The 22,089-nt window shown below is 67.0% G+C and carries 21 protein-coding genes; 7 read left to right on the top strand and 14 right to left on the bottom strand.

Annotated elements, in window-relative coordinates; all coding sequences use genetic code 11:
- Window positions 1–52 precede the first annotated feature (52 nt).
- Window positions 53–2,251, top strand: coding sequence for a beta-glucosidase (locus BST13_RS07985; protein ID WP_083162361.1), 2,199 nt, complete (start codon window positions 53–55; stop codon window positions 2,249–2,251).
- Here the strand turns inward: BST13_RS07985 and BST13_RS07980 are convergent.
- Window positions 2,232–3,419 (bottom strand): CaiB/BaiF CoA transferase family protein, encoded by a 1,188-nt coding sequence (locus tag BST13_RS07980; RefSeq protein WP_083162359.1) that lies wholly within the window; start codon window positions 3,417–3,419, stop codon window positions 2,232–2,234. The two genes, BST13_RS07985 and BST13_RS07980, sit on opposite strands and share 20 nt — an antisense overlap.
- Before the next feature lie 56 nt (window positions 3,420–3,475).
- Between BST13_RS07980 and BST13_RS07975 the strand changes: the two genes are divergently transcribed.
- The 3 genes from BST13_RS07975 to BST13_RS07965 all read left to right on the top strand — a co-directional run bounded on the left by BST13_RS07975 (window position 3,476) and on the right by BST13_RS07965 (window position 6,755).
- Window positions 3,476–4,591: a phosphotransferase gene (locus BST13_RS07975; protein WP_083162357.1), complete on the top strand. Its 1,116-nt coding sequence runs from the start codon at window positions 3,476–3,478 to the stop codon at window positions 4,589–4,591.
- A gap of 43 nt (window positions 4,592–4,634) precedes the next feature.
- Window positions 4,635–5,186: a TetR/AcrR family transcriptional regulator gene (locus BST13_RS07970; protein WP_083162355.1), complete on the top strand. Its 552-nt coding sequence runs from the start codon at window positions 4,635–4,637 to the stop codon at window positions 5,184–5,186.
- Window positions 5,187–5,270: 84 nt separating this feature from the next.
- Window positions 5,271–6,755, top strand: a complete 1,485-nt coding sequence (locus BST13_RS07965) for an aldehyde dehydrogenase family protein (RefSeq protein WP_083162353.1) — start codon at window positions 5,271–5,273, stop codon at window positions 6,753–6,755.
- Window positions 6,756–6,855: 100 nt separating this feature from the next.
- On the opposite strand, the gene rlmN is transcribed toward BST13_RS07965, so the two are convergent.
- Complete coding sequence (gene rlmN, locus BST13_RS07960; RefSeq protein ID WP_083162351.1) at window positions 6,856–7,953, bottom strand: dual-specificity RNA methyltransferase RlmN; 1,098 nt, start codon at window positions 7,951–7,953, stop codon at window positions 6,856–6,858.
- A gap of 78 nt (window positions 7,954–8,031) precedes the next feature.
- Between rlmN and BST13_RS07955 the strand changes: the two genes are divergently transcribed.
- The gene (locus tag BST13_RS07955; RefSeq protein WP_211296031.1) at window positions 8,032–8,973 is read left to right on the top strand and encodes a DMT family transporter; all 942 of its coding nucleotides are present in this window, start codon (window positions 8,032–8,034) and stop codon (window positions 8,971–8,973) included.
- On the opposite strand, the gene BST13_RS07950 is transcribed toward BST13_RS07955, so the two are convergent.
- From BST13_RS07950 to BST13_RS07935, 4 genes are all read right to left on the bottom strand, one after another.
- On the bottom strand, window positions 8,932–9,822 hold the full coding sequence (locus BST13_RS07950) for a phosphatidate cytidylyltransferase (RefSeq protein WP_083162349.1): 891 nt from the start codon (window positions 9,820–9,822) through the stop codon (window positions 8,932–8,934). The genes BST13_RS07955 and BST13_RS07950 overlap by 42 nt on opposite strands.
- Window positions 9,822–10,379, bottom strand: coding sequence for a ribosome recycling factor (gene frr / locus BST13_RS07945; protein ID WP_083162347.1), 558 nt, complete (start codon window positions 10,377–10,379; stop codon window positions 9,822–9,824). The genes BST13_RS07950 and frr overlap by 1 nt, the downstream gene beginning before the upstream one ends.
- Window positions 10,380–10,408: 29 nt before the next feature.
- Window positions 10,409–11,158, bottom strand: coding sequence for a UMP kinase (gene pyrH, locus BST13_RS07940; RefSeq protein WP_029373296.1), 750 nt, complete (start codon window positions 11,156–11,158; stop codon window positions 10,409–10,411).
- Between the two features lie 161 nt (window positions 11,159–11,319).
- Window positions 11,320–12,009 carry a class I SAM-dependent methyltransferase gene (locus BST13_RS07935; protein ID WP_083162345.1) on the bottom strand — a complete coding sequence of 230 codons (690 nt, stop codon included), beginning with the start codon at window positions 12,007–12,009 and terminating at the stop codon, window positions 11,320–11,322.
- Window positions 12,010–12,045: 36 nt separating this feature from the next.
- Here BST13_RS07935 and BST13_RS07930 point away from each other — a divergent pair, with 36 nt between their 5' ends.
- A complete protein-coding gene (locus BST13_RS07930) occupies window positions 12,046–12,474 on the top strand; it encodes a MarR family winged helix-turn-helix transcriptional regulator (protein WP_083162343.1) in 429 nt (142 codons plus the stop codon).
- A 19-nt stretch (window positions 12,475–12,493) separates the two neighbouring features.
- Window positions 12,494–13,621 carry a glycerate kinase gene (locus BST13_RS07925; RefSeq protein ID WP_083162341.1) on the top strand — a complete coding sequence of 376 codons (1,128 nt, stop codon included), beginning with the start codon at window positions 12,494–12,496 and terminating at the stop codon, window positions 13,619–13,621.
- A gap of 15 nt (window positions 13,622–13,636) precedes the next feature.
- On the opposite strand, the gene BST13_RS07920 is transcribed toward BST13_RS07925, so the two are convergent.
- The 8 genes from BST13_RS07920 to BST13_RS07885 all read right to left on the bottom strand — a co-directional run bounded on the left by BST13_RS07920 (window position 13,637) and on the right by BST13_RS07885 (window position 22,079).
- Window positions 13,637–14,098, bottom strand: coding sequence for a DUF350 domain-containing protein (locus BST13_RS07920; RefSeq protein WP_051244169.1), 462 nt, complete (start codon window positions 14,096–14,098; stop codon window positions 13,637–13,639).
- Window positions 14,099–14,118: 20 nt separating this feature from the next.
- Window positions 14,119–15,282 carry a glutathionylspermidine synthase family protein gene (locus BST13_RS07915; RefSeq protein ID WP_083162339.1) on the bottom strand — a complete coding sequence of 388 codons (1,164 nt, stop codon included), beginning with the start codon at window positions 15,280–15,282 and terminating at the stop codon, window positions 14,119–14,121.
- Window positions 15,282–15,806, bottom strand: a complete 525-nt coding sequence (locus tag BST13_RS07910) for a hypothetical protein (RefSeq protein ID WP_083162530.1) — start codon at window positions 15,804–15,806, stop codon at window positions 15,282–15,284. The genes BST13_RS07915 and BST13_RS07910 overlap by 1 nt, the downstream gene beginning before the upstream one ends.
- 265 nt (window positions 15,807–16,071) lie before the next feature.
- Window positions 16,072–18,054, bottom strand: coding sequence for a primary-amine oxidase (locus BST13_RS07905; protein WP_083162337.1), 1,983 nt, complete (start codon window positions 18,052–18,054; stop codon window positions 16,072–16,074).
- Window positions 18,051–19,559: an APC family permease gene (locus BST13_RS07900; RefSeq protein ID WP_083162335.1), complete on the bottom strand. Its 1,509-nt coding sequence runs from the start codon at window positions 19,557–19,559 to the stop codon at window positions 18,051–18,053. Before BST13_RS07900 ends, BST13_RS07905 begins: the two co-directional genes overlap by 4 nt.
- Before the next feature lie 28 nt (window positions 19,560–19,587).
- Entirely contained in the window at window positions 19,588–20,316 is a 729-nt protein-coding gene (locus BST13_RS07895; RefSeq protein ID WP_083162333.1) for an ABC transporter ATP-binding protein, read from the bottom strand.
- 7 nt (window positions 20,317–20,323) lie between these two features.
- A complete protein-coding gene (locus BST13_RS07890) occupies window positions 20,324–20,890 on the bottom strand; it encodes an ABC transporter permease (protein WP_083162331.1) in 567 nt (188 codons plus the stop codon).
- A 37-nt stretch (window positions 20,891–20,927) separates the two neighbouring features.
- Window positions 20,928–22,079, bottom strand: coding sequence for an ABC transporter permease (locus BST13_RS07885; RefSeq protein ID WP_211296030.1), 1,152 nt, complete (start codon window positions 22,077–22,079; stop codon window positions 20,928–20,930).
- Window positions 22,080–22,089: the final 10 nt, after the last annotated feature.

The following is a 22,089-nucleotide window of genomic DNA, read 5'->3' as shown; positions in this document are numbered from 1 at the left end:
TGGTCACGGCGACGCATCCTGCCCCCGCGACACATTCGCTACCGTGGGGCCCATGGCCGACATCTCCGCGCTGAGTTTGCAGCAGCGGGCCGCGCTGGGTAGCGGGGCCACCTTCTGGACCACCACGGCTGTCGACGGCGTCCCGTCGATCGTGCTGACCGATGGCCCACACGGCGTGCGCAAGCAATCCGGCAGCGCCACAGATCATCTCGGCCTCGCCGCCAGCGAGCCTGCCACCTGCTTCCCGCCCGCGGTCGGGCTGGCCCAGACGTGGGACCCCGCTCTGGTGGAACGCGTCGGTGCCGCCCTCGGCGATGAATCCCGCTCGCTGGGAGTGCAGGTCCTGCTCGGCCCGGGCGTCAACATCAAGCGGGATCCGCGTTGTGGCCGCAATTTCGAGTACTACTCGGAGGATCCGCTGCTGGCCGGCACGCTCGGGGCGGCCTGGGTGCGTGGCGTACAGAGCCGGGGCGTGGGCGCCTCGGTGAAGCACTTCGCGCTCAACAACGCCGAATACGACCGGATGCGGGCCAGCTCCGACGTCGACGACCGGACGTTGCGCGAGATCTATCTGCGCGCGTTCGAGCAGGTGGTGCGTGAGGCGCAGCCGTGGACGGTGATGTGTTCGTACAACCGCATCAACGGGATCTACGCCGCCGAGAACGCCTGGCTGCTCACCGATGTGCTGCGTGACGAATGGGGCTTCGACGGGCTGGTGGTCAGCGACTGGGGCGCGGTGCGGGATCGGGTCGCCGCGGTGGCGGCCGGGCTGGATCTGGAGATGCCGACCACCGGCCGGGTCAGCGACGCCGATGTCGTCGCGGCCGTGCAGGCCGGAGCACTCGACGAGGCCGTCGTGACCCTGGCGGCGCAGCGCGTCGCCCGGCTGGTGCAGCGCACCACCGAAAACACTGCCGGCAACGCTTCTTTCGACGCCGCCGCGCACCACAGCCTGGCGCGCGAGGCCGCCGCAGCGGCCGTGGTACTGCTCAAGAACGACGGCGGTCTACTGCCGCTGACACCGTCCCGGCTGGCCGTCATCGGGTCGTTCGCGCAGGTGCCGCGGTATCAGGGTGGTGGCAGCTCACACGTCAACGCGACCCGGTTGGACATCCCGCTCGACGAGATCCGCAGGCTCGCCGGGCCGCACGAGGTGACGTTCTGCCCCGGCGGTTCGACCCCGGATGCGGTGGCCGACGCTGTCGCCGCGGCCGAATCCGCCGACACCGCAGTGCTGTTCCTCGGGCTGACGGCCGAGGAGGAGTCGGAGGGCTTCGACCGTGAGCACATCGACCTTCCGGGCGATCAGCTGAGCTTGCTGCGCGAGATCGTCGCGGTCCAGCCGCGCACGGTGGTGGTACTGGCCCACGGTGGCGTGGTGCGTCTCGATACCGTCGCCGAACTGGCCCCGGCGATCCTCGACGGCGCACTGCTCGGCCAGGCTGGTGGCGGCGCCGTCGCCGATGTGCTGTTCGGCGTGGTCAACCCGTCGGGACGGCTGGCCGAGACGGTGCCGCTGCGGCTGCAGGACACCCCCGCCTACCTGAACTTCCCGTCCGAACGGGGCCATACGCTCTACGGCGAACGGATGTTCGTCGGCTACCGCTGGTACGACGCGCGAGGCCTGGACGTCGCGTTCCCGTTCGGACACGGGCTGTCCTACACGCGATTCGAGTACTCGCAGCTGCAGGTCGACGACGATCTCACGGGCCTGCGGGTGAGCGTGACCAACACCGGCGAGCGGGTCGGCCGGGAAGTCGTCCAGGCGTACGCCGCGCTCCCCGCGTCGGAGGTGAGCCGACCGCCTCGGTGGCTGATCGGCTTCGCCGGCGTGACCCTGGCTCCGGGCGAGTGCCAGGTCGTCGAAATACCGGTCCGGCGAGCCGATCTCGCGTACTGGAACGGCCGCTGGGTGGTGCAGGGTGGTGACTACCGGGTGTCGGTCGGCGCGTCGATCCGCGACCTGCGAGCGGAGGCGACGGTCCACGTCGAGGGCGATGCGGCGACGACGCCGTTCACCAGGGAGTCGACGCTGGGTGAGTTGCTGGCCGATCCGATCGCGGCCCCGGTGGTGATGGCCGCCGTCGCCGACGTCATGCCCGCCGGCGACAGCGCGGCGGGGCTCGGGGTGGATCTGCTCCGGATGGCCGCATCCATCCCGATCGAGCGCATGGTCGGATTCTCGGGCGGCAAAGTCAGCCGAGCCCAACTCGACGAACTGTTGGCCGCGATCAATTCTCGGCGGTCCTGACCGCTCGCAATTCGGCCAGTACCTCCTCGGTGTGAGCACCGAGTTCCGGGGCCGTCGCCCGCGGTTGCCATGGTGTGGCGGAGAAGTCGGCCGGGCTGGCGACCATCGGCATGCTTGAAACTCCTTCGGGCACATCGACGATGCCGCCCGCGGCGCGGAACTGCTCGTCGGCGATGACGTCGTCGAGGGTGTTGACGGGTGACCAGAAGAAGTCGGGTTCGGCGTCGAAGCGCTGCCCCCACACCGCCAGCGGCGCCGTGGCGAAGATGGCATCGAGGTCGGTGATCAGCTCACGCGCATGGGTGAAACGGTCACGCGCCGTGGCGAACCGCGCATCGGTGAGCCAATCCTCGCGGTCGATCACCCGGCACAGCGCGGGCCAGTGCCGGTCGCCCTGGAGTCCCACGATCCAGAAACGTTTACCGTCGGCGGCGGAATAGTTGTTCATGCACGGGTTGGCCATCGTCTCGCGCTGTCCGATCGCGATCTGCCTGCCGGTCATCAGCAGGGTGTTCAGATCGAAGCTCACCGTGTAGGCGCCTTGGCGGTACAGCGACGTCGTCACCAATTGTCCTGTGCCGGTGCGGTTTCTGGCCAGCAGGGCCGCGCACGCCGCGGCCGCCAGCGTCATCCCGGCGCTGTGGTCCCCCATGCCGCCACGCTGGAACGGCGGCGTGTCCCCGGGGCGGGTGAGCAGGTCGGCCAGCCCCGCGCGGGCCCAGAACGCGGCCACGTCGTAGGCGGCGCGGTCGGCATCCGGACCGGCCAGGCCGTATCCGGTGACCAGTCCGTACACCAGTCGCGGGTTGTGCGCGGCGACCGTCTCGAAGTCCAGCTGCATGCGCAGCAGCACCGCGGGGCGGATATTGGTCAGGAAAACGTCTGCGGTACACAGTAGTTCGAGTGCGATGCGACGGCCCTCGGCACTGCCGAGATCGAGCACGACACTGCGTTTGGACCGGTTGTCCATCTCGAAGGGCGGGTTTGAAACCGCCCCGAGGTCGGGATCCAGCCCGAGCATGCGGCCGAAGCTGCGCGCCGGATCGCCGGTCGGCGGTTCGACCTTGATGACGTCGGCACCCCAGTCGGCCAGGATCGCGCCTGCCGCGGGGGCCGCCACCCAGATGCCGAGCTCGACGACCCGGAACCCGTCCATCGGACCCGCCATCGCAGTCCTTCCCGAAATACTATTTACAATATGGACAAAATTTGTAAACTTGGCGAATGCTCACCCAGGTCCGTCGTCTCGCCCCCGCCGTCGGCCTGGCTACCCATCTCGGGCACGGGGTGCAACGTATCGCAACCGACGGCACCATCGGGCACATCCGCGCGCTTCCCCGCCGCGTCTCCGATCTCGACGCGGCGTACCTGTCGCGCCTGCTCGGCCGAACCGTCACGGCCGTCGCGGTGCTCGCCGGCGATGCGGGCACGTCGTCACGCGCACGACTGGCCCTGACCGGGTCCGGCGTTCCCGAGTCGGTGTTCGTCAAGATCCCTGCCGAGACGGCGGCGACCCGGCTGATGGGTGAGCTCGGCAGGCTGGCGCACACCGAGGTGCGGTTCTACGACCAGTTGTCGGCCGGCCTGACCGGGGTCCCGCGCTGCCATGGATCCGGGTTCGACCCGTTGACCGGACGCTTCGTGCTGGTACTCGAGGATCTCGCCGCGGGGCCGTGCGAGTTCCCCGACACCCTGCATCCGCTCGACAAGGACCAGGCCGGGTTGGTCGTCGAACTGCTGGCCCGGCTGCACGCGGCGTTCTGGGAGCGGTTGCCGTCGTGGGCATACACGGCCTCCGGCGACCACACGTCCCTGCTCACCGGTCCCCTGCTCAAGCTGTCCAGCCGCAAGCTCGCCGACCGCACGGACATCGACGTGGCGAGCGGACGCTTCATCGACGAGCACTACCGGGCGGTCGCGCGGTTGCTCGACCGACCACCGCACACCGTCACGCACGGCGACGCACACCCGGGCAATGTCTACTTCCGCGACGGCGCGGCGGGACTGCTGGACTGGCAGGCGGTGCGACGCGCACATCCGGGCCGCGAACTCGCCTACACCCTCATCACCAGCATGACGACCGACGACCGGCAGGCCGCCGAACACGACCTGCTCGACCGGTACCGCCATGCCCTGAGCGCGGCGGGCGGGCCGGACCTGGCTGCCGACGAGCTGTGGCAGCGCTACCGGATGGGTGCGCTCTACGCGTACACCGCGGCAGTCATCACCGCGGGCATGGGTGGCATGCAGACCGAGGACATCGCACTGGCGGGCACCCGGCGCGCGGTGGCGGCGCTTGCCGACCTCGATACTGTGGCATTACTCAAGAAATTGCTGTGATGGCCCTACCATTTGGGAAACCATCGTCGACCGAGGCTTGGAAGTGAATGAACCAGTACCCGCTCAGCGGGACGTCGAGGACACGTCGACGCGCCACCGGATCCTGGTGGCGACCGCCGAGGTGCTCGCCCGCAGCGGACAGACCAAGCTGAGCCTGTCGGAGGTAGCTCTGCAGGCGGGGGTTTCACGTCCGACGCTCTACCGGTGGTTTGCCGACAAACAGGAATTGCTCGACGCCTTCGGCCACTTCGAGCGCGAGATGTTCGACTCCGGCATCGGCCGCGCGACAGTCGGGCTGCGCGGAACCGAAAAGTTGGATGCCGCTTTGCGATTCATCGTCTCCTACCAGCAGTCCTATTCGGGCGTGCGGCTGGTGGACATCGAACCCGAGGTCGTCATCGCGCAACTCGACCACATCATCCCGGTGATGCGGGCCCGCCTGCAGCGGTTGCTGTCCGGCCCGAATGCCGCGGTGAAGGCCGCGACCGCGATCAGGGTGGCGGTTTCGCACTACATCGTGCGCAGTGACGACGGCGACCAGTTCCTCGCACAGCTGCGGCACGCCGTCGGGATCAAACAGCCCGACGGGAGTTAGCGCCACCACCCGCCCTGAGCGACCGCTCAACAAGTTTCGCTCCAGGGGGTGACACTCGCCACTATTTTTGTAAAGCTGTTCGGCATGACCCAGGTGCACGACACCATCGGTGTGCTCGCCGGCGACGAACGCATGCTCATCGACGGCGAACTCCAATACACCGGCAGCGGCGCGACATTCGATGTGATCCATCCGGCGACGGAGCAGGTTGTCGGCCAGGCCACCGACGGCAGCGTGACAGACATGGAACGTGCCATCGGCGCCGCGCGCAGGGCCTTCGACGAGACCGACTGGAGCCGCGACGTCGAGTTCCGCCACCACTGCCTGATGCAGTTGCACGACGCGCTGCAGGCCGAGAAGGAGCGGCTGCGCCGGATCTTGGTGACCGAGGTCGGCTGTCCGGTCACCGTGACCGGCTCCCAGATCGAGGAACCGATCGGTGAGGTCAAACACTGGGCCGAGCACGGGAAGGGTTTCTCCTACGTCGTCGACACCGGTGTGCATGCCACGCAGTTGGGGCCGGCGCGCCGCATGATCGCCTACGAACCGGTCGGCGTCGTCGGCGCCATCACGCCGTGGAACGTGCCGTTCTACCTCAACATCGCCGAGACCGTACCCGCGCTGATGGCGGGCAACACCGTCGTCCTCAAACCCGCACAGCTCACCCCGTGGTCGGGCACCGAGCTGGGCCGCATCGTGTTCGAGCACACCGACATTCCCGCAGGCGTGTTCAACGTCGTGGTGGGAGGCGCCAACGAGGTCGGCGCCGCGCTGGCTGCCGACCCCCGCGTCGACATGATCACCTTCACCGGCTCGACGGCCACCGGGCGCGCCATCCTGGCGGCCGGGGCGGCGACGGTGAAGAAGACGCTGCTGGAGTTGGGCGGCAAGTCGGCCCATATCGTGCTCGACGACGCCGATTTCAGCTCCGCGCTGCCCATCGCGGCGATGATGGCGTGCGTGATGAGCGGGCAGTCGTGCATCCTGCCGAGCCGGATCCTGTTGCCGCGCAGCCGTTATGACGAGGGCATCGAGATCCTCAAGGCTGCGATGGAGAACTTCCCGGTCGGCGATCCGTGGACGCCGGGCATCATGCAGGGCCCGCAGATCAGTGCCACCCAACGCGAGAAGGTGCTCGGGTTGATCTCTGCGGGCATCGCCACCGGCGCCAGGCTGGTCACCGGCGGCGGCATTCCGGAGAACCTGCCCACCGGCTACTACGTCGCCCCCACCTTGCTGGCCGATGTGGATCCCGACTCCCGCGTCGCCCAGGAGGAGATCTTCGGCCCGGTGCTGACGGTCACGCCGTACGACTCCGACGACGAAGCGGTCGCCATCGCCAACAACTCGATCTACGGACTTTCCGGCGAGGTCTCCTCCACCGACCTCGACCGCGCGTTCGCCGTCGCGCGCCGGATCCGCACGGGCAACGTGACGATCAACGCCCGCAGCCACTTCGGCATCAACAGCCCGTTCGGCGGCACCAAACAGAGTGGGCTGGGGCGCCGCAACGGCGAGGAGGGCTTCAAGGAGTACTTCGAGTCGAAGACCATCGGCATGCCGGCGTGAGTGAAGCTTGCGAGCGAATCACCCCTGACCGCCGACACTACGGTTTGTGCCGCGAAAACACCGAAAACGCGACATAAACCGTAGTCTCGGCGGGAGAAGATCAGCCCTCGGCCGCCAACTGCCCGCAGGCAGCCGCGATCTCGCGGCCCCGGGTGTCGCGCACCGTGCACGAAACCCCCTTGGCCTGAACGCGTTTGACGAACTCCCGCTCGACCGGTTTGGGACTGGCATCCCACTTGCTGCCCGGCGTCGGATTGAGCGGGATCAGGTTCACATGCACCAGCGGTCCCAGCTTGCTGTGTAGCTTCTTGCCCAAAAGGTCTGCGCGCCAAGGCTGATCGTTGATATCACGGATCAGCGCGTACTCGACCGACACCCGCCGACCGGTCACGTCGGCGTAATAGCGTGCGGCGTCGAGGACTTCGTCGACCTTCCACCGGTTGTTCACCGGGACCAGGGTGTCGCGGAGTTCGTCGTCGGGGGTGTGCAGGGACAGCGCGAGCGTGACGCCGAGGCGCTCGTCGGCCAGCTTGCGGATGGCAGGCGCGAGCCCCACGGTCGACACCGTCACCGACCGGGCGCTGATACCGAAACCGTTGGGTGGCGGCGCGATGATGCGGCGCACGGCGGCCAGCACCCGGTTGTAGTTTGCCAGCGGCTCCCCCATGCCCATGAAGACGATGTTGGACAGCCGGCCGTCATGTTCGTCACGCATGGCCGACGACGCGGCACGCACCTGTTCGAGGATCTCGGCGGTCGAGAGGTTGCGCTTGAGCCCACCCTGGCCCGTCGCGCAGAACGGGCACGCCATCCCGCACCCGGCCTGTGACGAGATGCACACGGTGTTGCGCTGCGGGTACCGCATCAGCACCGACTCGAACGTCGTCCCGTCACCCGCGCGCCACAGCGTCTTGCGGGTCTCACCGGCGTCGCACTGGATCTGCTTCACCGGGTCGATGAGCATCGGGAACAACGCCTCGGCGACCTGATCGCGCACGGCGGCGGGCAGGTCGGTCATCTTCTGCGGGTCGGCGATGAGCCGGCCGTAATACTGATTGGCCAGCTGTTTTGCCCGGAATTTCGGCAGCCCCAGCTCGGCGACGGCGGCGGCGCGGCCCTCCTCATCGAGGTCGGCGAGATGCCGCGGCGGCATGGCGCGTCGCGGTGCGTCGAAGACTAGGGGCAGGGATCCGGTCATGATTCTTTGTCAGTATCTCATCTCAACGTGGCCGAAATTGATTGGACGAGCACCGCGGTGCGTCAGCACCATGGCGGTATGGCCACAGCGAGCACCACCAGTCCCATGCCGTTGCGGACCGCGTCCACCCTCACGTTCTTCTACGCGCTGGGCTATCCGATTGGCGCACTGGCAGTTTCGGCCATGTCGCCGATGGCGGTGCTGGTGTTCCGGTTCGGCGTGGCGGGCGCGATTCTGAGCGGTTGGGCGGTGGCGGCGCGGGTGAGCTGGCCCACAGGACGCACGCTCGTGCATGTGCTCGTCAGCGGCTTGCTGGCGCAGGGCGTGTTGTTCGGCTGCCTGTACCTGGCGCTGTTACATGGGGCTCCCGCGGTGCTGGGCGCGGTGATCATCTCGATGAATCCGGTCGTCACGGCACTGCTGGCGGCGGCGTTCCTGGGTGAAGGCCTGACGTGGCGGCGCGTAGGGGCACTCACGTTGGGCGTGCTGGCGGTGCTGCTGGCATGCGCCGGCCGGCTCGTGATGGTCGGCGGCGTCGACCCGGTGGTGCTTTTACTGCTGGTGTCACTGGTGTCGGTGGCCGCCGGCGGGGTGTATCAGCAACGGTTCTGCTCGGGCGTGGACTTCCGGGCCACCGCGGCGCTGCAGAACGTGGTGTGCGTGGTGCCGGTGGCACTGCTCGCGGCGACGCTGCCGTTCACCGTGACCAATCCGTGGAAGGCCGCCGGCGCGGTGGCCGCGGTGGTGCTGTCCAATGCGCTGCTGGGGATGACGCTCTACGTGCGGGCCGTCAACGACCACGGCGCGGCGGCGGTGGCGATGCTGTTCAGTGTCATCCCGGCGGTCGCGGGCCTGCTGTCGTGGGTGATGCTGGGCCAGCGTCCCGATGTCGGGATCGTGGCGGGCCTGGCAGTCGGAGCGGTGGCGTGCTGGCTGAACGTGTCGGGTCCCGCGGGCAGGAGCGAAGTGACCCGGGATTCAGGCCAGCAGGGTCAGCACGATCCAGGTGGCGACGGCTGAGGGCAGCACCGAGTCGATGCGGTCCATGAGACCGCCGTGGCCGGGCAGCAGGGTGCCCATGTCCTTGATGCCGAGGTCGCGTTTGACCTGGGATTCCACCAGGTCGCCGAGCGTGCCGGTGATGACGAGCATGATGCCGAGCGGTATGCCCACCCAGGCCGGTTTGTCGAGCAGGAACCGCACAGCCAGCACCGAGACGACGATGCCGAGCACGAGCGAGCCGGCCAGCCCCTCCCAGGATTTCTTCGGGCTGATCGCCGGGACCATCGGGTGCTTACCGAACAGCACCCCCGCCGTATAGCCGCCGACGTCAGAGGCCACCACGCCCAACATCAGGCAGAACACCCGGCCTGCGCCGTCGGGCGGGTAGATCAGCAGCACGCCGAACGCGCCGAACAGCGGCATCCAGGCGGCCAGGAAGATCGTCACCGAGACGTCGCGGGTGTAGTTGGCCGGTGCCGCCGACAGGCCGCCGGACAGCAGCCGCCAGATGAGGCACAGCACCACTGTGCCGCCGAAGCCACCGAGCGCGCCGGCCGCACCGAACGGCCAGGTCAGCCAGACGATGGCCTGCCCGCCGATCAGCAGCGGCACGACGGGTACCGAGTAGCCGCCTTCCCGCAGTCGTCGGACCACCTCATGGGTGGCCACCGCCATCGCCGCGGCGACGACGCCGACCCAGACCTTGGGGGCGAACAGCAGAATGGCGATGACGGAACCGCCGAGGCCGACGCCCACGGCGATCGCTGCCGGCAAATTACGCCCGGCGCGCCCCGTCTTCTTCACGGCCTCGTTCGTCGGCTCTGAAGCCGGTGTGTTTGCCACGGAACCCGCCTGCTGATCGGTCACTAGACCTCCAGCAGTTCGCCTTCTTTGTGCTTGACCAGATCGTCGATCTGGGCGGTGTAGGTGTGGGTGGACTTGTCGAGGTCCTTCTCGGCGCGTCCGACCTCGTCCTCGCCCGCCTCGCCGTCCTTCTTGATGCGGCTGAGCTCTTCCATCGCCTTGCGGCGGATGTTGCGCACCGACACCTTGGCGTCCTCGCCCTTGCTCTTGGCCTGTTTCACCAGGTCGCGACGGCGCTCCTCGGTCAGCTGCGGGATGGAGATACGGATGACGCTGCCGTCGTTGCTGGGGTTGACGCCCAGGTCGGAGTTGCGGATCGCGTCCTCGATCGGCTTGAGCTGCGAGGCCTCATACGGCTTGATGACCACCAGGCGCGCCTCGGGCACATTGATGCTCGACAGCTGGGTGATCGGTGTCATCGAACCGTAGTAGTCGATGTTGATCCGCGAGAACATGCCAGGGTTGGCGCGCCCGGTACGGATGGACGCGAGATCGTCGCGCGCGACCGTCACGGCCTTTTCCATCTTCTCTTCGGCGTCGAAGAGAGTCTCGTCGATCACTTTGGGTTCTCCCGTCGCTGTCGCACCTGTCAGGTGGTGACCAGTGTTCCGATCTTCTCACCCGCCACCGCACGAGCGATATTGCCGTCGGTGAGGAGGTTGAACACGAGAATCGGCATGCGGTTGTCCATGCACAGGCTGAATGCTGTCGCATCGGCCACTTTGAGTCCGCGGTCGATGACCTCGCGGTGGCTGATGGCGGTGATGAGCTCGGCGTCCGGGTTGGTGCGCGGATCGTCGGTGTACACACCGTCGACCGCCTTGGCCATCAGCACCACCTCGGCGCCGATCTCCAGCGCACGCTGGGCGGCGGTGGTGTCGGTCGAGAAGTACGGCAGGCCCATGCCTGCGCCGAAGATGACCACGCGGCCCTTCTCCAGGTGCCGCACGGCGCGCAGCGGGATGTAGGGCTCGGCGACCTGGCCCATCGTGATGGCCGTCTGCACGCGGGTGTCGATGCCTTCCTTCTCCAGGAAGTCCTGCAGGGCAAGGCTGTTCATCACGGTGCCGAGCATGCCCATGTAGTCCGAACGGGTGCGCTCCATGCCGCGCTGTTGCAGCTGGGCGCCACGGAAGAAGTTGCCCCCGCCGATGACGACCGCGACCTGGGCGCCTGCGCGAACGATCTCGGCGATCTGGCGGGCCACCTGGTGCACGACGTCGGGGTCGAGGCCGACCTGGCCACCGCCGAACATCTCACCGCCGAGCTTCAGCAGAACCCGCGTGTAAAGGGGGCGAATAGGTGCTGCGGCCTGGCCGGCGACATTCGGATCCGCCATCGGTTTCCTCGGCACTCCTCGCATTAGAGAGCCATCCGGGGATACCCCAGGACGGCAAACCCATCCTGCCTTATCGAGGCGTGCGAGCGAAGCCCGGGTCAGATCCTGGGGCGAGCGAAGCGACGGGGACGAGCCGTCCGGGTGCCGCCGGCCGGCTGATGTCAGCCCAGGTGCGCCTGCAGCAGCCAGGCGGCCACGGACTTGCGATCGCCGCCTTCGTCGCGGATGTCGGTGCCTGCGAAATCGGCGAAGTTCGCGAATGCGGCAGGCACGTTGGCGTGGATCCGGGCCGGGCGGACGTCGTCGATCACCCAGTATTTGCCGACGATCTCTCGCAGCTCGTGCTCGGTGACCGGATTGGCCGGGCCGGTGTCACCCATGGTCGCCTTGTCGAACACCAGCACGAAGTACGACGCACCGGGCGCGGCGGCCCGCACGATCGACTGCTGGTAACCCTCGCGCAGCTCGACGGGCATCGAGTGGAACAGCGTGCTGTCGACGATGGTTCCGAATCGGCCGTCGTAGCCGGTGAACGAGCTGATGTCGGCCACGTCGAAGGTCGCGTTGGTCAGGCCGCGCTTGGCGGCTTCGGCGCGGGCCAGCTCGATGGCGGTCGGCGACTGGTCCAGGCCCACGGTGGTGAAGCCCTGCTCGGCGAGGTACAGCGCGGTGGCCGCCTCGCCGCACCCGGCGTCGAGCACGTCGCCGTGGAACTTGCCCTCGGCGATCAGTGCCGCGATCTCCGGCTGCGGCTCTCCGATGCTCCACGGCGGGCGGACACCCGCGAACTCGGGAGCCTCGCCGCGATAGGCGGATTCGAATACTTGCTGCGCTTCTTGTGGTGAGGTCATAGGTCCGGTATATCAACGTGGTTGATATGTGTCAATATGATTGACATGGGTGACATCCTCGCCGACCAGCCGCTCGGTTTCCTGATCTACCGCGTGACCGCGGTGCTGCAGCCGATCGTGGCCGCGCGCTTGCAGCCGCTGGGATTGACCCTGCCCGAATTCGTGTGCCTGCGGGTGCTCTCCACCGCCCCCGGACAGTCCAACGCCGAGCTGGCCCGGCACATCAACGTCTCGCCGCAGGCCATGAACAACGTGTTACGGGGACTTCAGGAGCGCGGCGTGGTGCGGCGACCGGCCAGCGTGGCCTCAGGACGTGCCCTGCCTGCCGAGCTGACGCCTGACGGCGCTGCCCTGCTGAAACAGGCCGAGGCCGTCGTTCACGCCGCCGACGTGGCGGCGCTGGCCAATCTCAGCGCCGAGGAACTACACGAACTCAAGCACCTGCTGGCGCGCGCCGTCGATTGAGGCTGACTATCCTCACGCAATGAAAATCGTGCTCGCCCCGGACTCCTTCAAGGAGTCGATGACCGCGTCACAGGCCGTCGCCGCGATGCGCGACGGTGTGCTGTCGGTGTGGCCGGACGCCGAATGCGTCGGGGTGCCCATGGCCGACGGCGGCGAGGGCACCGTCGACGCCGTCGTCGACGCCCTCGACGGTGAGCGCATCGGGGTCGACGTGTGCGACGCGCTGGGCCGCCCCGTACTCGCGCACTACGGCTTCATCGCCGACCAGCGGCTCGCGGTGGTGGAGATGGCGGCCGCGGCGGGACTGGAACTCATCGCCCCGGCCGATCGGGACGTGTTGCGGGCCAGCACCTTCGGCGTCGGACAGCTCATCACCTCGGCGCTCGACCACGGTGCCACCGACCTGTTGATCGGGCTGGGCGGGTCGGCGACCAACGACGGCGGTGCCGGCATGCTCGCGGCGCTGGGTGCGGCGTTCTACGACGCCGATGATGCGCCGCTGCCGCCCGGTGGCGCCGCCCTGTCCCGGCTGCAGCGCATCGAGCTGTCCGGCCTCGACCCTCGGCTGGCCGAGGTTCGGATCAGGATCGCCTCCGACGTCACCGCTCCCCTGCTCGGCGAGGGCGGTGCCAGTGCGGTCTTCGGGCCGCAGAAGGGCGCCACCGCCGACGATGTCGAGGTGCTGGAGCGCGGGTTGAGCCGCCTGGTGGCGGTGACCGAGTCGACGCTGGGCGCGGCTCACCCCGAGCGGGCCGGTGCCGGTGCGGCCGGCGGGCTGGGCTTTGGACTGATGGATTTTCTCGGCGCCGAATGCCATCCGGGCGTCGAGATGATCGCCGAGACCGTGCGGCTGGATCAGGCGGTGGCCGGCGCGGACTGGGTGTTCACCGGTGAGGGCAGTGTCGACGCCCAGACCATGCTGGGCAAGACCCCGTTCGGTGTGGCGCGCGCCGCCGTGCGAGCCGGCGCCAGGGTGGTGATCTTCGCGGGGCGGGTAGCGCCAGACGCCGACGTGCTGCTCGCCCACGGCGTGGACCGCCTCGTCGGGATCACCGCTGCGGCAACGCCGATCGAGCAGGCGCTGCGCGAGGGCGCGCAATCACTCACCCGCGCGACTGCCGCCGTGTGCCGGGAGATCGCGGGCTGATCCTGTCGCGAGCGACTAGAGAATCGCGGCGGCGACGATCAGACCGAACGCCAGGTATGACGCCGTCACCACCAACACCTCCGGCGTGAACTTCTCCTCGGCCAGCACCCGGCCGATGTCGACGCCCTTGGCGAACTCGATGAGCCGCACCGAAACCGCTTGTGCGGCAATGCCCAGCAGGCCGAACACCAGCGTGGTGATGAGGCCCTGGATCAGATCACCCGAGGAGCTGTAGATCGCCAGTACGACGATGAGCGCCATCGAGATGACCCCCGATGCGGTTATCGCCGCCGCGTTGGGGCGACCGGCCTGCACCAGGGCACGCAGCGGACCCGGTGTGGTCCAGTCGATCACGAAGAAGCCGAGCACCATCAGCGCAATCCCCACGATGGTGTAGAGCACGATCGCGGCCGCGCCGTGGCCGACGACCGACCAGTAGTCACGGCTGAGCGCGACGACGGACACGTCAGGGGTCATGAAGAGTTTTCCTTCCGGAGTCACTGCGGAATTCGGTGTGGCACAAAGGCGGCGCCGTCATCGGTGACCAGCCCGGAGGTCTCGCGGATGCCCAGCCCGGCAGACTCGTCGCCGACGATCCACGCGCCCAGCGCGGGGCGCATGTCGTCGAACTGCGGTAGCGGGTCCAGCAATTGGTAGACGTAGCCCTCTTCGCCGTACACGCCGCCGGTCTCGGTTTCGAAGCCAGCGCCTACGATGTTGATGTTGGCGCCCTCCCTGCCGAGCTTGGGTTTGCGCACGTACTCGGTCAGCTCATGTGGGTCATCGATGTAGGCGGGCAACAGGTTCGGGTGGCCGGGGAACATCTCCCACAGCACGGCCAATATCGCCTTGTTGCTCAGCAGCGTCTTCCACAGCGGCTCAACCCACATCGTGGCAGGCAACAGGTCGACCGCCTTCTGGCCGAAATCGTCGTCGAGCAGCCATTCCCACGGGTACAGCTTGAAGATCGACGACATCGGGGCTTCCTCGAGGTCGACGAACCGGTGCAGATCTTCGTCGTAGCCGATCTCCTCGATCGCCAGCCCGACGGTGTTCATCCCCGCCTCGGCAGCGCATTCCTGGATGTAGGCCAGCGTGACGTTGTCCTCTCCCGACGCGTCCGCCGACGACCAGGTGAAGTGAGTCTCGCTGCCGGGCAACAAGTCCCGGATCTTGCCCCACCGCTCAACCAGCTTCTCGTGCAACGAGTTCCACTGATCGTCTGCCGGAAAGACGTCGGTCTTCCAGTACCACTGCAGGATCGAGGCTTCCAGCAGCGTGGTGGGCGTATCGGCGTTGTACTCCAACAGAACCGGAGGCCGACGCCCGTCGTAGCGCAGGTCGAAGCGTCCGTACAAGTGCGGATCGCTGCGGCGCCAAGACTTTTCGACGTGCTCCCAGCTCCATTCCGGCAGCCCGAAGTCGCGGTACCGCTCCATCAGGACCACCTGCTCGACGGCCTGCAGGCACATCGAGTGCAGCACCTCGACGCTGGCCTCCAGGGACAGCACCTCGTCCATGTCGAACACGTAGTGCACCGATTCGTCCCAGTACGGGCGGGCGGCGCCGGACCCGTCACGCGCGGGCGTGCCGAAACACATTCCCTGAGCGGCGACAATGCCTTCCCACCCCGGCCTCGGGGCGTGCCTTTCCCTGCGCATCAGCTACCTGAACTTCCGCCGCTCTTGGAACCGAACCCGCCGCGGCTCACCGACGATCCGGACTTCGTGATCGATGTCCCGGATTTGGTCTTCGCCGTTGTGCCCTTGGGGATCTCGATGGTGCCGCCGCGGGCGATGGTGCCGATGCCGCCGCTGGACCCGCCGTAGTAGTAGCGGTAGGGCGACCCGGCGTAGATGAACGTGCTGTGCGACCCTGCGTAGCCGCGGCTGCAGTACTCGTCGGGGACCACTTCGTTGGTGCCGTCCTTGACGCAGGAAGCGGCGACCTCGTCGTCCTGGTGCAGCAGGTGGTAACCGAGCGCGACGGCGCCGACGACACCGACCACCGCGACCGAGCCGATCAGCACCTTGCGACCGGTGGCCTTGCGTTGCTCGCGCTTCTCTTCTTGCAGCGCGGCCCACTGTTCGGCGGCCTCGCGGGCCTTGCGCGCCTTGTCGCGCTGGCGGGCCTCGGCGACGGTCGGGGGCCGGGGCTTGGTGACGCCCGGCTCCTGCCAACGGATCGAACCCTGTGCAGGTGCGGGCCGGTACTCCTCGCCCGGTTGGACGACCCGGCCCGGCTGATAGTCCTCGCCCGGCGCAAACTGCTCACCCGGCTCGTTCTCCGGACCCGACCCCATGCACATCCCCCGTTTCGGCGATACTCGCCGGTCATCATAGGAGAATGCAGACCGCGGTGTACCTCCACTCAGGAAAGAGCATAGGACGCCCGGCGCCGGCGCGCCGACACTGATATCTCGGGTCGCTGCCGCGGTGCGTCACCACGCATCAGTGGTGGTGGCACGCCGCCGGCGGCGACGGCGGCACGTCCAGCGCCGGATTGCCGTCGAAGAAGCCGACCGGCTTGAGCTTGAAGCCGGTGTAATGGCATGGCATGACCGGCCAATCCTCCGGGCATACGACGTGATGAGCGCCGACGGTGTACCAGAGCACGATGTCCGTGTCGGCCAGTGGCGCGTCGTCGGCGATGTACTGTGGCAACCCCTGGGCCTCGGCGCACTGGTACATGTAATCGCCCGCCGCGTAAAGCTCTTTCGGGTCGTAGCGGGTGACCCACAGATTGTGCTGGACGAACCGCGCCCGGTCGTAGATGACCGACCCCTCCTGGACCATCACCGGCACGATGTCCTTGGGCATCAGCTTGTACCCCACCGGAGCACCGAACTCGTTGAGCTTCGACGGGTTGACCACCTTCCAGTACCGTCCGGTCGAGTGCTCCCAGTCCCGCGCCCCGACGGACTCCGAGGCCACCAGGGTGTCCCGGGTGATCCACGCATTGTGGTGCGGATTGAGCGCCGGGTCGGGTTCGGGTATCGAGTCGACCTCGTAGACGCTGTTGCCCGGCCCGTCGATGCTCATATCCATGCGGAAATTGAAGAAGTGCTGGTGGTTGGGCCCGTACATGCCCGGCGCCACCATCTTGCCCCAGCGCGGGGTCTCGCCCTCTGCGATTGAGCCGGTGGTCAGCACACCGGTGAGCTTGACTTCCATCTCGATGGACGCATCGTTGTAGAGGTACCAGAAGAAACCGTACTCATAGTTGCCGACCGTGCAGATCATCGAGATCACCAACCGCCGGGACCGCCGCACCTCGACCTCGCCGGTGCGGAAATCGGTGTGTTTCCAGGAGATTCCGAAGTCTTCCTCATGCATGCAGATCGCATTGGGGATGGTGACCGCGTTGCCGTCGGAGTCGTTGACGACGCCGTCGAAATAGAAGATCTCGCCCAGGCAATCACAGCCGAGCGTCAGCGGGTTGGCCGAGAAACCCATCCCGACCTCGCCCATGTCGAAGACGTTCTTGTTCCAGTGCGTGGGCGACGAATCCCCATAGGGCACCACCATTTCCGAGAGCGCGGCCCGGTACATGACAGGCCGCACCGTGCCCCGGTCGTTGTAGGTGACCTCGTGCAGAACCAGACCCTCCCGCGGATTGAATCCGACACGCAGGGACCACTTCTGCCACTTCACGTTCCATCCGTCGACGCTGAAGCTCGGACCGTCGGGCTGACTGATCTCGATGGTCTTGACATCATCGCGGAACCGGGTGAATGCCGGTCGGTTGTCCGCACTGAACATGAACTGATCGGAGTAGTTGCCGCCCTTACTGGGCAGGGGGACCACCCCGTGGTCCTCGACGTCGATCACCGTCATCGAATCGAGGTCGAAGGTGACGATCAGGCCTTCGACGGGCCGGGCATAACCGTTTTCCGACGGCGCGGCACGCATGAACGTCAGCGGGCGGCAGATCAGTGGTGAGTTCTCGTAGTGATCCTGGGCTCCGTAATAGCCCGCGGGCCACGGGTCGATCATCGCCAGGCTGAAATCCGTCACGCCACGCTTGCGCATGCCCTCCTGCCACCGCGGGTCCTCGCGAACCTTCTCCTCGACACCGGTCATGTGCTCGACCAGGTAGGACGGGAATCGGCCGGGAATCGGTGTCCAGGAATCGATTACCCTGGCACCGATATCGACGACCGCCTCGTAGATGAGCTTGGCCGCACCGTCATAGGCGATGACGGACGCCCGCCGTGGCGGTTCCGGCGCACCCTCGAAGGTCAGCGTCGCGGTCTTCGCCGGCTCCGCCAGTTGGATCATCACGAATTTCAGTGTGGGACTTGCATATTCCGACCCCGTGACGACGGCCGCCGCCGCCTCGATCTCGGGTCCGGTGAGTGGGTCGAGCGGGTAGCGGATGGCGTCGGGGACGCCCGGGCCCGGTGCGGTCAGCACGGTGCTGTCCATGCTCATTTGGACATGCCCTCCTTGGTGAGGTCGAGAACTGCAAGATGCGCCAGCGCGTCGTCCGAGCTCGTCTTGTGCGCCGCCCGGCGGCCGAGGACGTAGACGACGACGCCGAGGGCGAACATGCCGAGTGCGATGCTGCCGGTCCACGCCATCCAGGTGCCGTCGGGCACGTCTTTGATCCACGATTTGGCAAACGAGTAGTAGATGCCACCGATGGTGCCGACCGTGCCGACGACGATGGTGATCCAGACTCCGACCGAGCCGCCGGGAATCCGCCAGAACTGTTCATTTGCATAGCGATCGGCGTATTTCCGCCGCGCGATCACGACCGGGATCAGGAAGAAGAATCCGGAGATGAGCCATGCGATGGACAGGCCGCCCTGCAGGAACACGGTGACGTTCGCCATGCTGCTCTGCGAGTACAACCCGACTATGAGCAGTGACGAGAGCACGCCCTGGATCAGCACCGCGGTCACGGGATTACGGGTACGCGGGTTGAGGTGAGTGAAGATGCGGGGCAGGTGCCGTTCCAAGCCGGAGACGAAGATCAGTCGCGAGTACGTGACCTGATACGACATCAACGCCACGAACACGATGCACGCCAACACGATCGCGGCCACCTCCATGACACCCTTGGGAGCGGCAGTGCCGAGCATCCCGATGACGCCGGTGACCGGGTCGATCTGGTCCGATGGCAGCACCATGATGGTGCCGAGAGTGGTCAGCAGATAGATGATCACCAGGGCCGCCGACCCCCACACCACCATTCTGGGACCACTGCGGCGTACCGACAGGAACTCCGCACCCATGTTGTAGGGGGTTTCGACACCGACGAGGTACAGCAGCACAGTGCCGTAAAGGAATCCGGCGCCGGTGAAGTCGGGTACCAGCGCGGCCTTGGCACTGAACGGCGTTGCGAACCCGTTCCGCGCTGCATAGACGACGCCGGAGATGAAGATGACCGCGGTGAGCACCCAGTACACGATGAAGACGGTGTTCATGATCCGCTGGTTGGCGGCCAGTTTGGCCAGGGCCAGGCCCACGACCGCCCACAGCAGCACCAGTTGAAGAATGATGGTCAGGGTCAGTCCGAGCTGGGCGTGGAAAGCCAGCAACAGGAACTGCAGGATGATCGCCGGGGATGACGCGGAGTTCAGCACCACCGGGATCCAGGACAGGTAACCACCGATGAATCCCCAGGTTTCACCCATGGTGCGGGTGGCCCAGATATAGACGCCGCCTTCGCCGGGCCACAGGTTACCCAGTTCGGCGACCGCCATTCCGGCCGGCACCAGGAACGTCAGGATGCCGAGCACCCACATCGGGATCGCCGTCCAGCCGCCGGCCGCCATGATCGACGAGCCGGTGATCCAGCAGATGATGAACACATACGTGGCGACGAGCCCGAAAGTGGTCATCACCTTCGGCAGTACCTGCTCAGGGACCAACTCGGTGGTCAACAGCTTGTCGCGCTCAGCGGTGCGCGCAGCCTCGAGTTCTTGGGTCATAACGTGTCTCCTGAAGTTGGCGGAGTTGTCATTCGACGATCTGTCCGTCTCTCATGCGGACCACCCGGCTGGCTTGGTCGGCCACCGTGGGATCGTGGGTGCTCGCGACGACTGTGACCCCCAGCGTCGTGCACAGGTCGCGCAGCATGCGCACAACCGTCTCCCCCGTGCGGTGGTCGAGATTGGCGGTTGGTTCATCGGCGAGCACCAGGGTCGGGCTGCTGATCAACGACCGTGCGATCGCGGTGCGCTGCTGTTCGCCGCCGGACATCTTGGTGGGCTGATGGTGCACCCGGTGCCCCAGCCCCACCAGCTCCAGCAGTTCGATCGCTCTCTTACGCAACGACTTCCGGTCGTACGGCTCGAACATCAACGGCAGTTCGACGTTTTCGACGGCCGAGAGGAACGGGATCAGGTTGTAGCTCTGGAAGATGAATCCGATGATGTCGTGGCGCAATGCCGCGAATTGGCTCTCGGTCAACTGGGCGGTATCGCGGCCACTGATCCTCACCGTGCCCTTCGTCGGGCGGTCCAGCCCGCCAATGATGTTGAGCAGAGTGGACTTACCGCTTCCGCTCGGTCCCATCAGGCAGACGAATTCCCCTGGCATAACCTGAAGGTCGGCCGACACGAGCGCCTTGACCACCTCGTCGCCGAGCTTGTGCAGTTTCCAGACATCGGCGATCTCGATGACGGGCGTCTTCGGGGATCCGACGTCGGAGGGTGCGGTGGCCTGGGTGTCGTCCAGTGCAGTCATCGTCGGGTTAACCTCCAGCAGTCAGCGATCGGATGGGTGGACGCGACGCGGCGTTGTAGGTGGGGAGGAAACTGGTGGCGACCGCGGCGACGATGCTGACGCCGAGCGCGACGAGGGCACCGATCGCCAATCCCCCGAACGAGACTCCGCTGGGCGCCAACCGGGTCATCGCCACCACGATCGCGGCCAGCGTGGCAGCGCCGGCTCCGACGAGTGCGCCGAGTACCGCTGCGACAACCGGTTCGACGAGCAGGGCGGCCACCACAGGACCGCGCGCGATGCCGTTGGCGCCGAGCACACCGAGTTCACGGGTGCGGTGCGCGACGGTACGGGTGGTCGCCACCGCCACCTCCACCACACCGACGAGCAGCACCGTCACCGCGATGAGCATCACCGCACGGTTGATCTCGTCGGCGTGACCGAGGGCGGCCGACTGCGCACGAATGCCTGACGACATCGCAAAGACGAGCACCACCAGGAAGGTCCCGGTTGCGGTGGTCACCACGGGCAGCACCATCTCGCGCAGACGCCTGCGGGCGGACAGGAAGCCGTAGGACAGGCCCTTGCTGATCATCGGAGTTTCCCGTCCCTCACGCTGCCCCTTGTGCTCGTCACCGTGCCCCCAGTAGGTCAACCGGTCGCTGTTGCAGCAGCCGGTGCACCGGCACCAGCGCGCCGACGATGGCCATCGCGGGAAGGAACGCCGCGACCATTCCCGAGGCCTGACCCCAGGCCGTCAGCGTCGCGATGCCCGGAACCGTCAGCGCCACAGCAACACCCGCACCGAGCACGCCGAGCACGTAGGCCGCGACAAAGACCATGGCCGACTCGACCAGGAAGAAGTACAGCACTTCGTCGGCCAGCCCGATGCTGCTCATGATCCCGAATTCACGTTTGCGTTCGGCCACCGCGGCCAGGAAGGACGACACCGCGATGACGAAGCCGAGCACGAGACCGACGGTCGAGATCAAACCCAGGGTTGAGCTGGTGACCTTTCCCGAAAACAGGGCTGAGTACTTCTGTTCGAAGGTCAGCGGGCCGGAACCGCCGACGGTGTCGTAGACCAGTCCGGTACCGCCCGGGTCGGGCTGTACCGACGGGTCGGTCGCTGACGGCAAACCGACTGCGGCACCGAATGTCTCGCCGAGGCCGCGGCGCTTCTCGGCGCCGGGCGGGGCGTGCACGGTCCACCACCCGTTGTCACCGACCAGCGCATGTGCCAACTCGGTGGACACCTTCAGCGACTCACCGGAGCCGGACACCACCGCGGTGAGCTTCCGTCCGCCGACATCGATGGTGCCGCCGGACGCGACACTCAGCCGGGCGGCCAGATCCGGAGCCAAAACCGCTTCGGCGGAGGGTACTTCAGAGCTACCGCGCACCGAGACGCTGGTATTGCCGACCGTCGTGACGCCCGAGAGAATCCGTTGCGCGCGCCACCCGGCGGGCACGGTGATCACCGGAGCGGCGCCGTCGGCCACCAACGCCCGCACGTCGTTGTCGTAGTGCACCCCGGCGGCCGGTACCACCCACAACTGGGCGCCGCCCACGACGTCGTCGACCGAATCGGCGCCGGTGATGGCCAGACTCGATGCGATCGTCCGGACGATGGTCACGCATGCGATCGCCAGCGCGATGCCGAGTACCGACAACACGAACCGTTCCGGTCGGCGGCGAATATTGGCCAGCGCGAACCGAATCAGACAGCCGAACGTGTTGCCGGTCGTTGTCTGGATCTCCGGGGCCCGACGGGTCGTGGACATTCGTGTCGGT

The sequence above is a fragment of the Mycobacterium aquaticum genome, assembly GCF_002086485.1.
In the GTDB taxonomy this organism is placed as follows: Bacteria; Actinomycetota; Actinomycetes; order Mycobacteriales; family Mycobacteriaceae; genus Mycobacterium; species Mycobacterium aquaticum.
Note: the sequence above shows the minus strand (reverse complement) of the source record. Positions and strands in the feature narration are given on the sequence as shown.

What these genes read in the sequence shown, in the direction of transcription:
- BST13_RS07985 (WP_083162361.1), top strand. Translation starts at nt 53, where the DNA reads ATGGCCGACATCTCCGCGCTGAGTTTGCAGCAGCGGGCCGCGCTGGGT.
- BST13_RS07980 (WP_083162359.1), bottom strand. Translation starts at nt 3,419, where the DNA reads ATGGCGGGTCCGATGGACGGGTTCCGGGTCGTCGAGCTCGGCATCTGG.
- BST13_RS07975 (WP_083162357.1), top strand. Translation starts at nt 3,476, where the DNA reads ATGCTCACCCAGGTCCGTCGTCTCGCCCCCGCCGTCGGCCTGGCTACC.
- BST13_RS07965 (WP_083162353.1), top strand. Translation starts at nt 5,271, where the DNA reads ATGACCCAGGTGCACGACACCATCGGTGTGCTCGCCGGCGACGAACGC.
- rlmN (WP_083162351.1), bottom strand. Translation starts at nt 7,953, where the DNA reads ATGACCGGATCCCTGCCCCTAGTCTTCGACGCACCGCGACGCGCCATG.
- BST13_RS07955 (WP_211296031.1), top strand. Translation starts at nt 8,032, where the DNA reads ATGGCCACAGCGAGCACCACCAGTCCCATGCCGTTGCGGACCGCGTCC.
- pyrH (WP_029373296.1), bottom strand. Translation starts at nt 11,158, where the DNA reads ATGGCGGATCCGAATGTCGCCGGCCAGGCCGCAGCACCTATTCGCCCC.
- BST13_RS07935 (WP_083162345.1), bottom strand. Translation starts at nt 12,009, where the DNA reads ATGACCTCACCACAAGAAGCGCAGCAAGTATTCGAATCCGCCTATCGC.
- BST13_RS07930 (WP_083162343.1), top strand. Translation starts at nt 12,046, where the DNA reads ATGATTGACATGGGTGACATCCTCGCCGACCAGCCGCTCGGTTTCCTG.
- BST13_RS07925 (WP_083162341.1), top strand. Translation starts at nt 12,494, where the DNA reads ATGAAAATCGTGCTCGCCCCGGACTCCTTCAAGGAGTCGATGACCGCG.
- BST13_RS07920 (WP_051244169.1), bottom strand. Translation starts at nt 14,098, where the DNA reads ATGACCCCTGACGTGTCCGTCGTCGCGCTCAGCCGTGACTACTGGTCG.
- BST13_RS07915 (WP_083162339.1), bottom strand. Translation starts at nt 15,282, where the DNA reads ATGCGCAGGGAAAGGCACGCCCCGAGGCCGGGGTGGGAAGGCATTGTC.
- BST13_RS07905 (WP_083162337.1), bottom strand. Translation starts at nt 18,054, where the DNA reads ATGAGCATGGACAGCACCGTGCTGACCGCACCGGGCCCGGGCGTCCCC.
- BST13_RS07900 (WP_083162335.1), bottom strand. Translation starts at nt 19,559, where the DNA reads ATGACCCAAGAACTCGAGGCTGCGCGCACCGCTGAGCGCGACAAGCTG.
- BST13_RS07895 (WP_083162333.1), bottom strand. Translation starts at nt 20,316, where the DNA reads ATGACTGCACTGGACGACACCCAGGCCACCGCACCCTCCGACGTCGGA.
- BST13_RS07890 (WP_083162331.1), bottom strand. Translation starts at nt 20,890, where the DNA reads ATGATCAGCAAGGGCCTGTCCTACGGCTTCCTGTCCGCCCGCAGGCGT.
- BST13_RS07885 (WP_211296030.1), bottom strand. Translation starts at nt 22,079, where the DNA reads ATGTCCACGACCCGTCGGGCCCCGGAGATCCAGACAACGACCGGCAAC.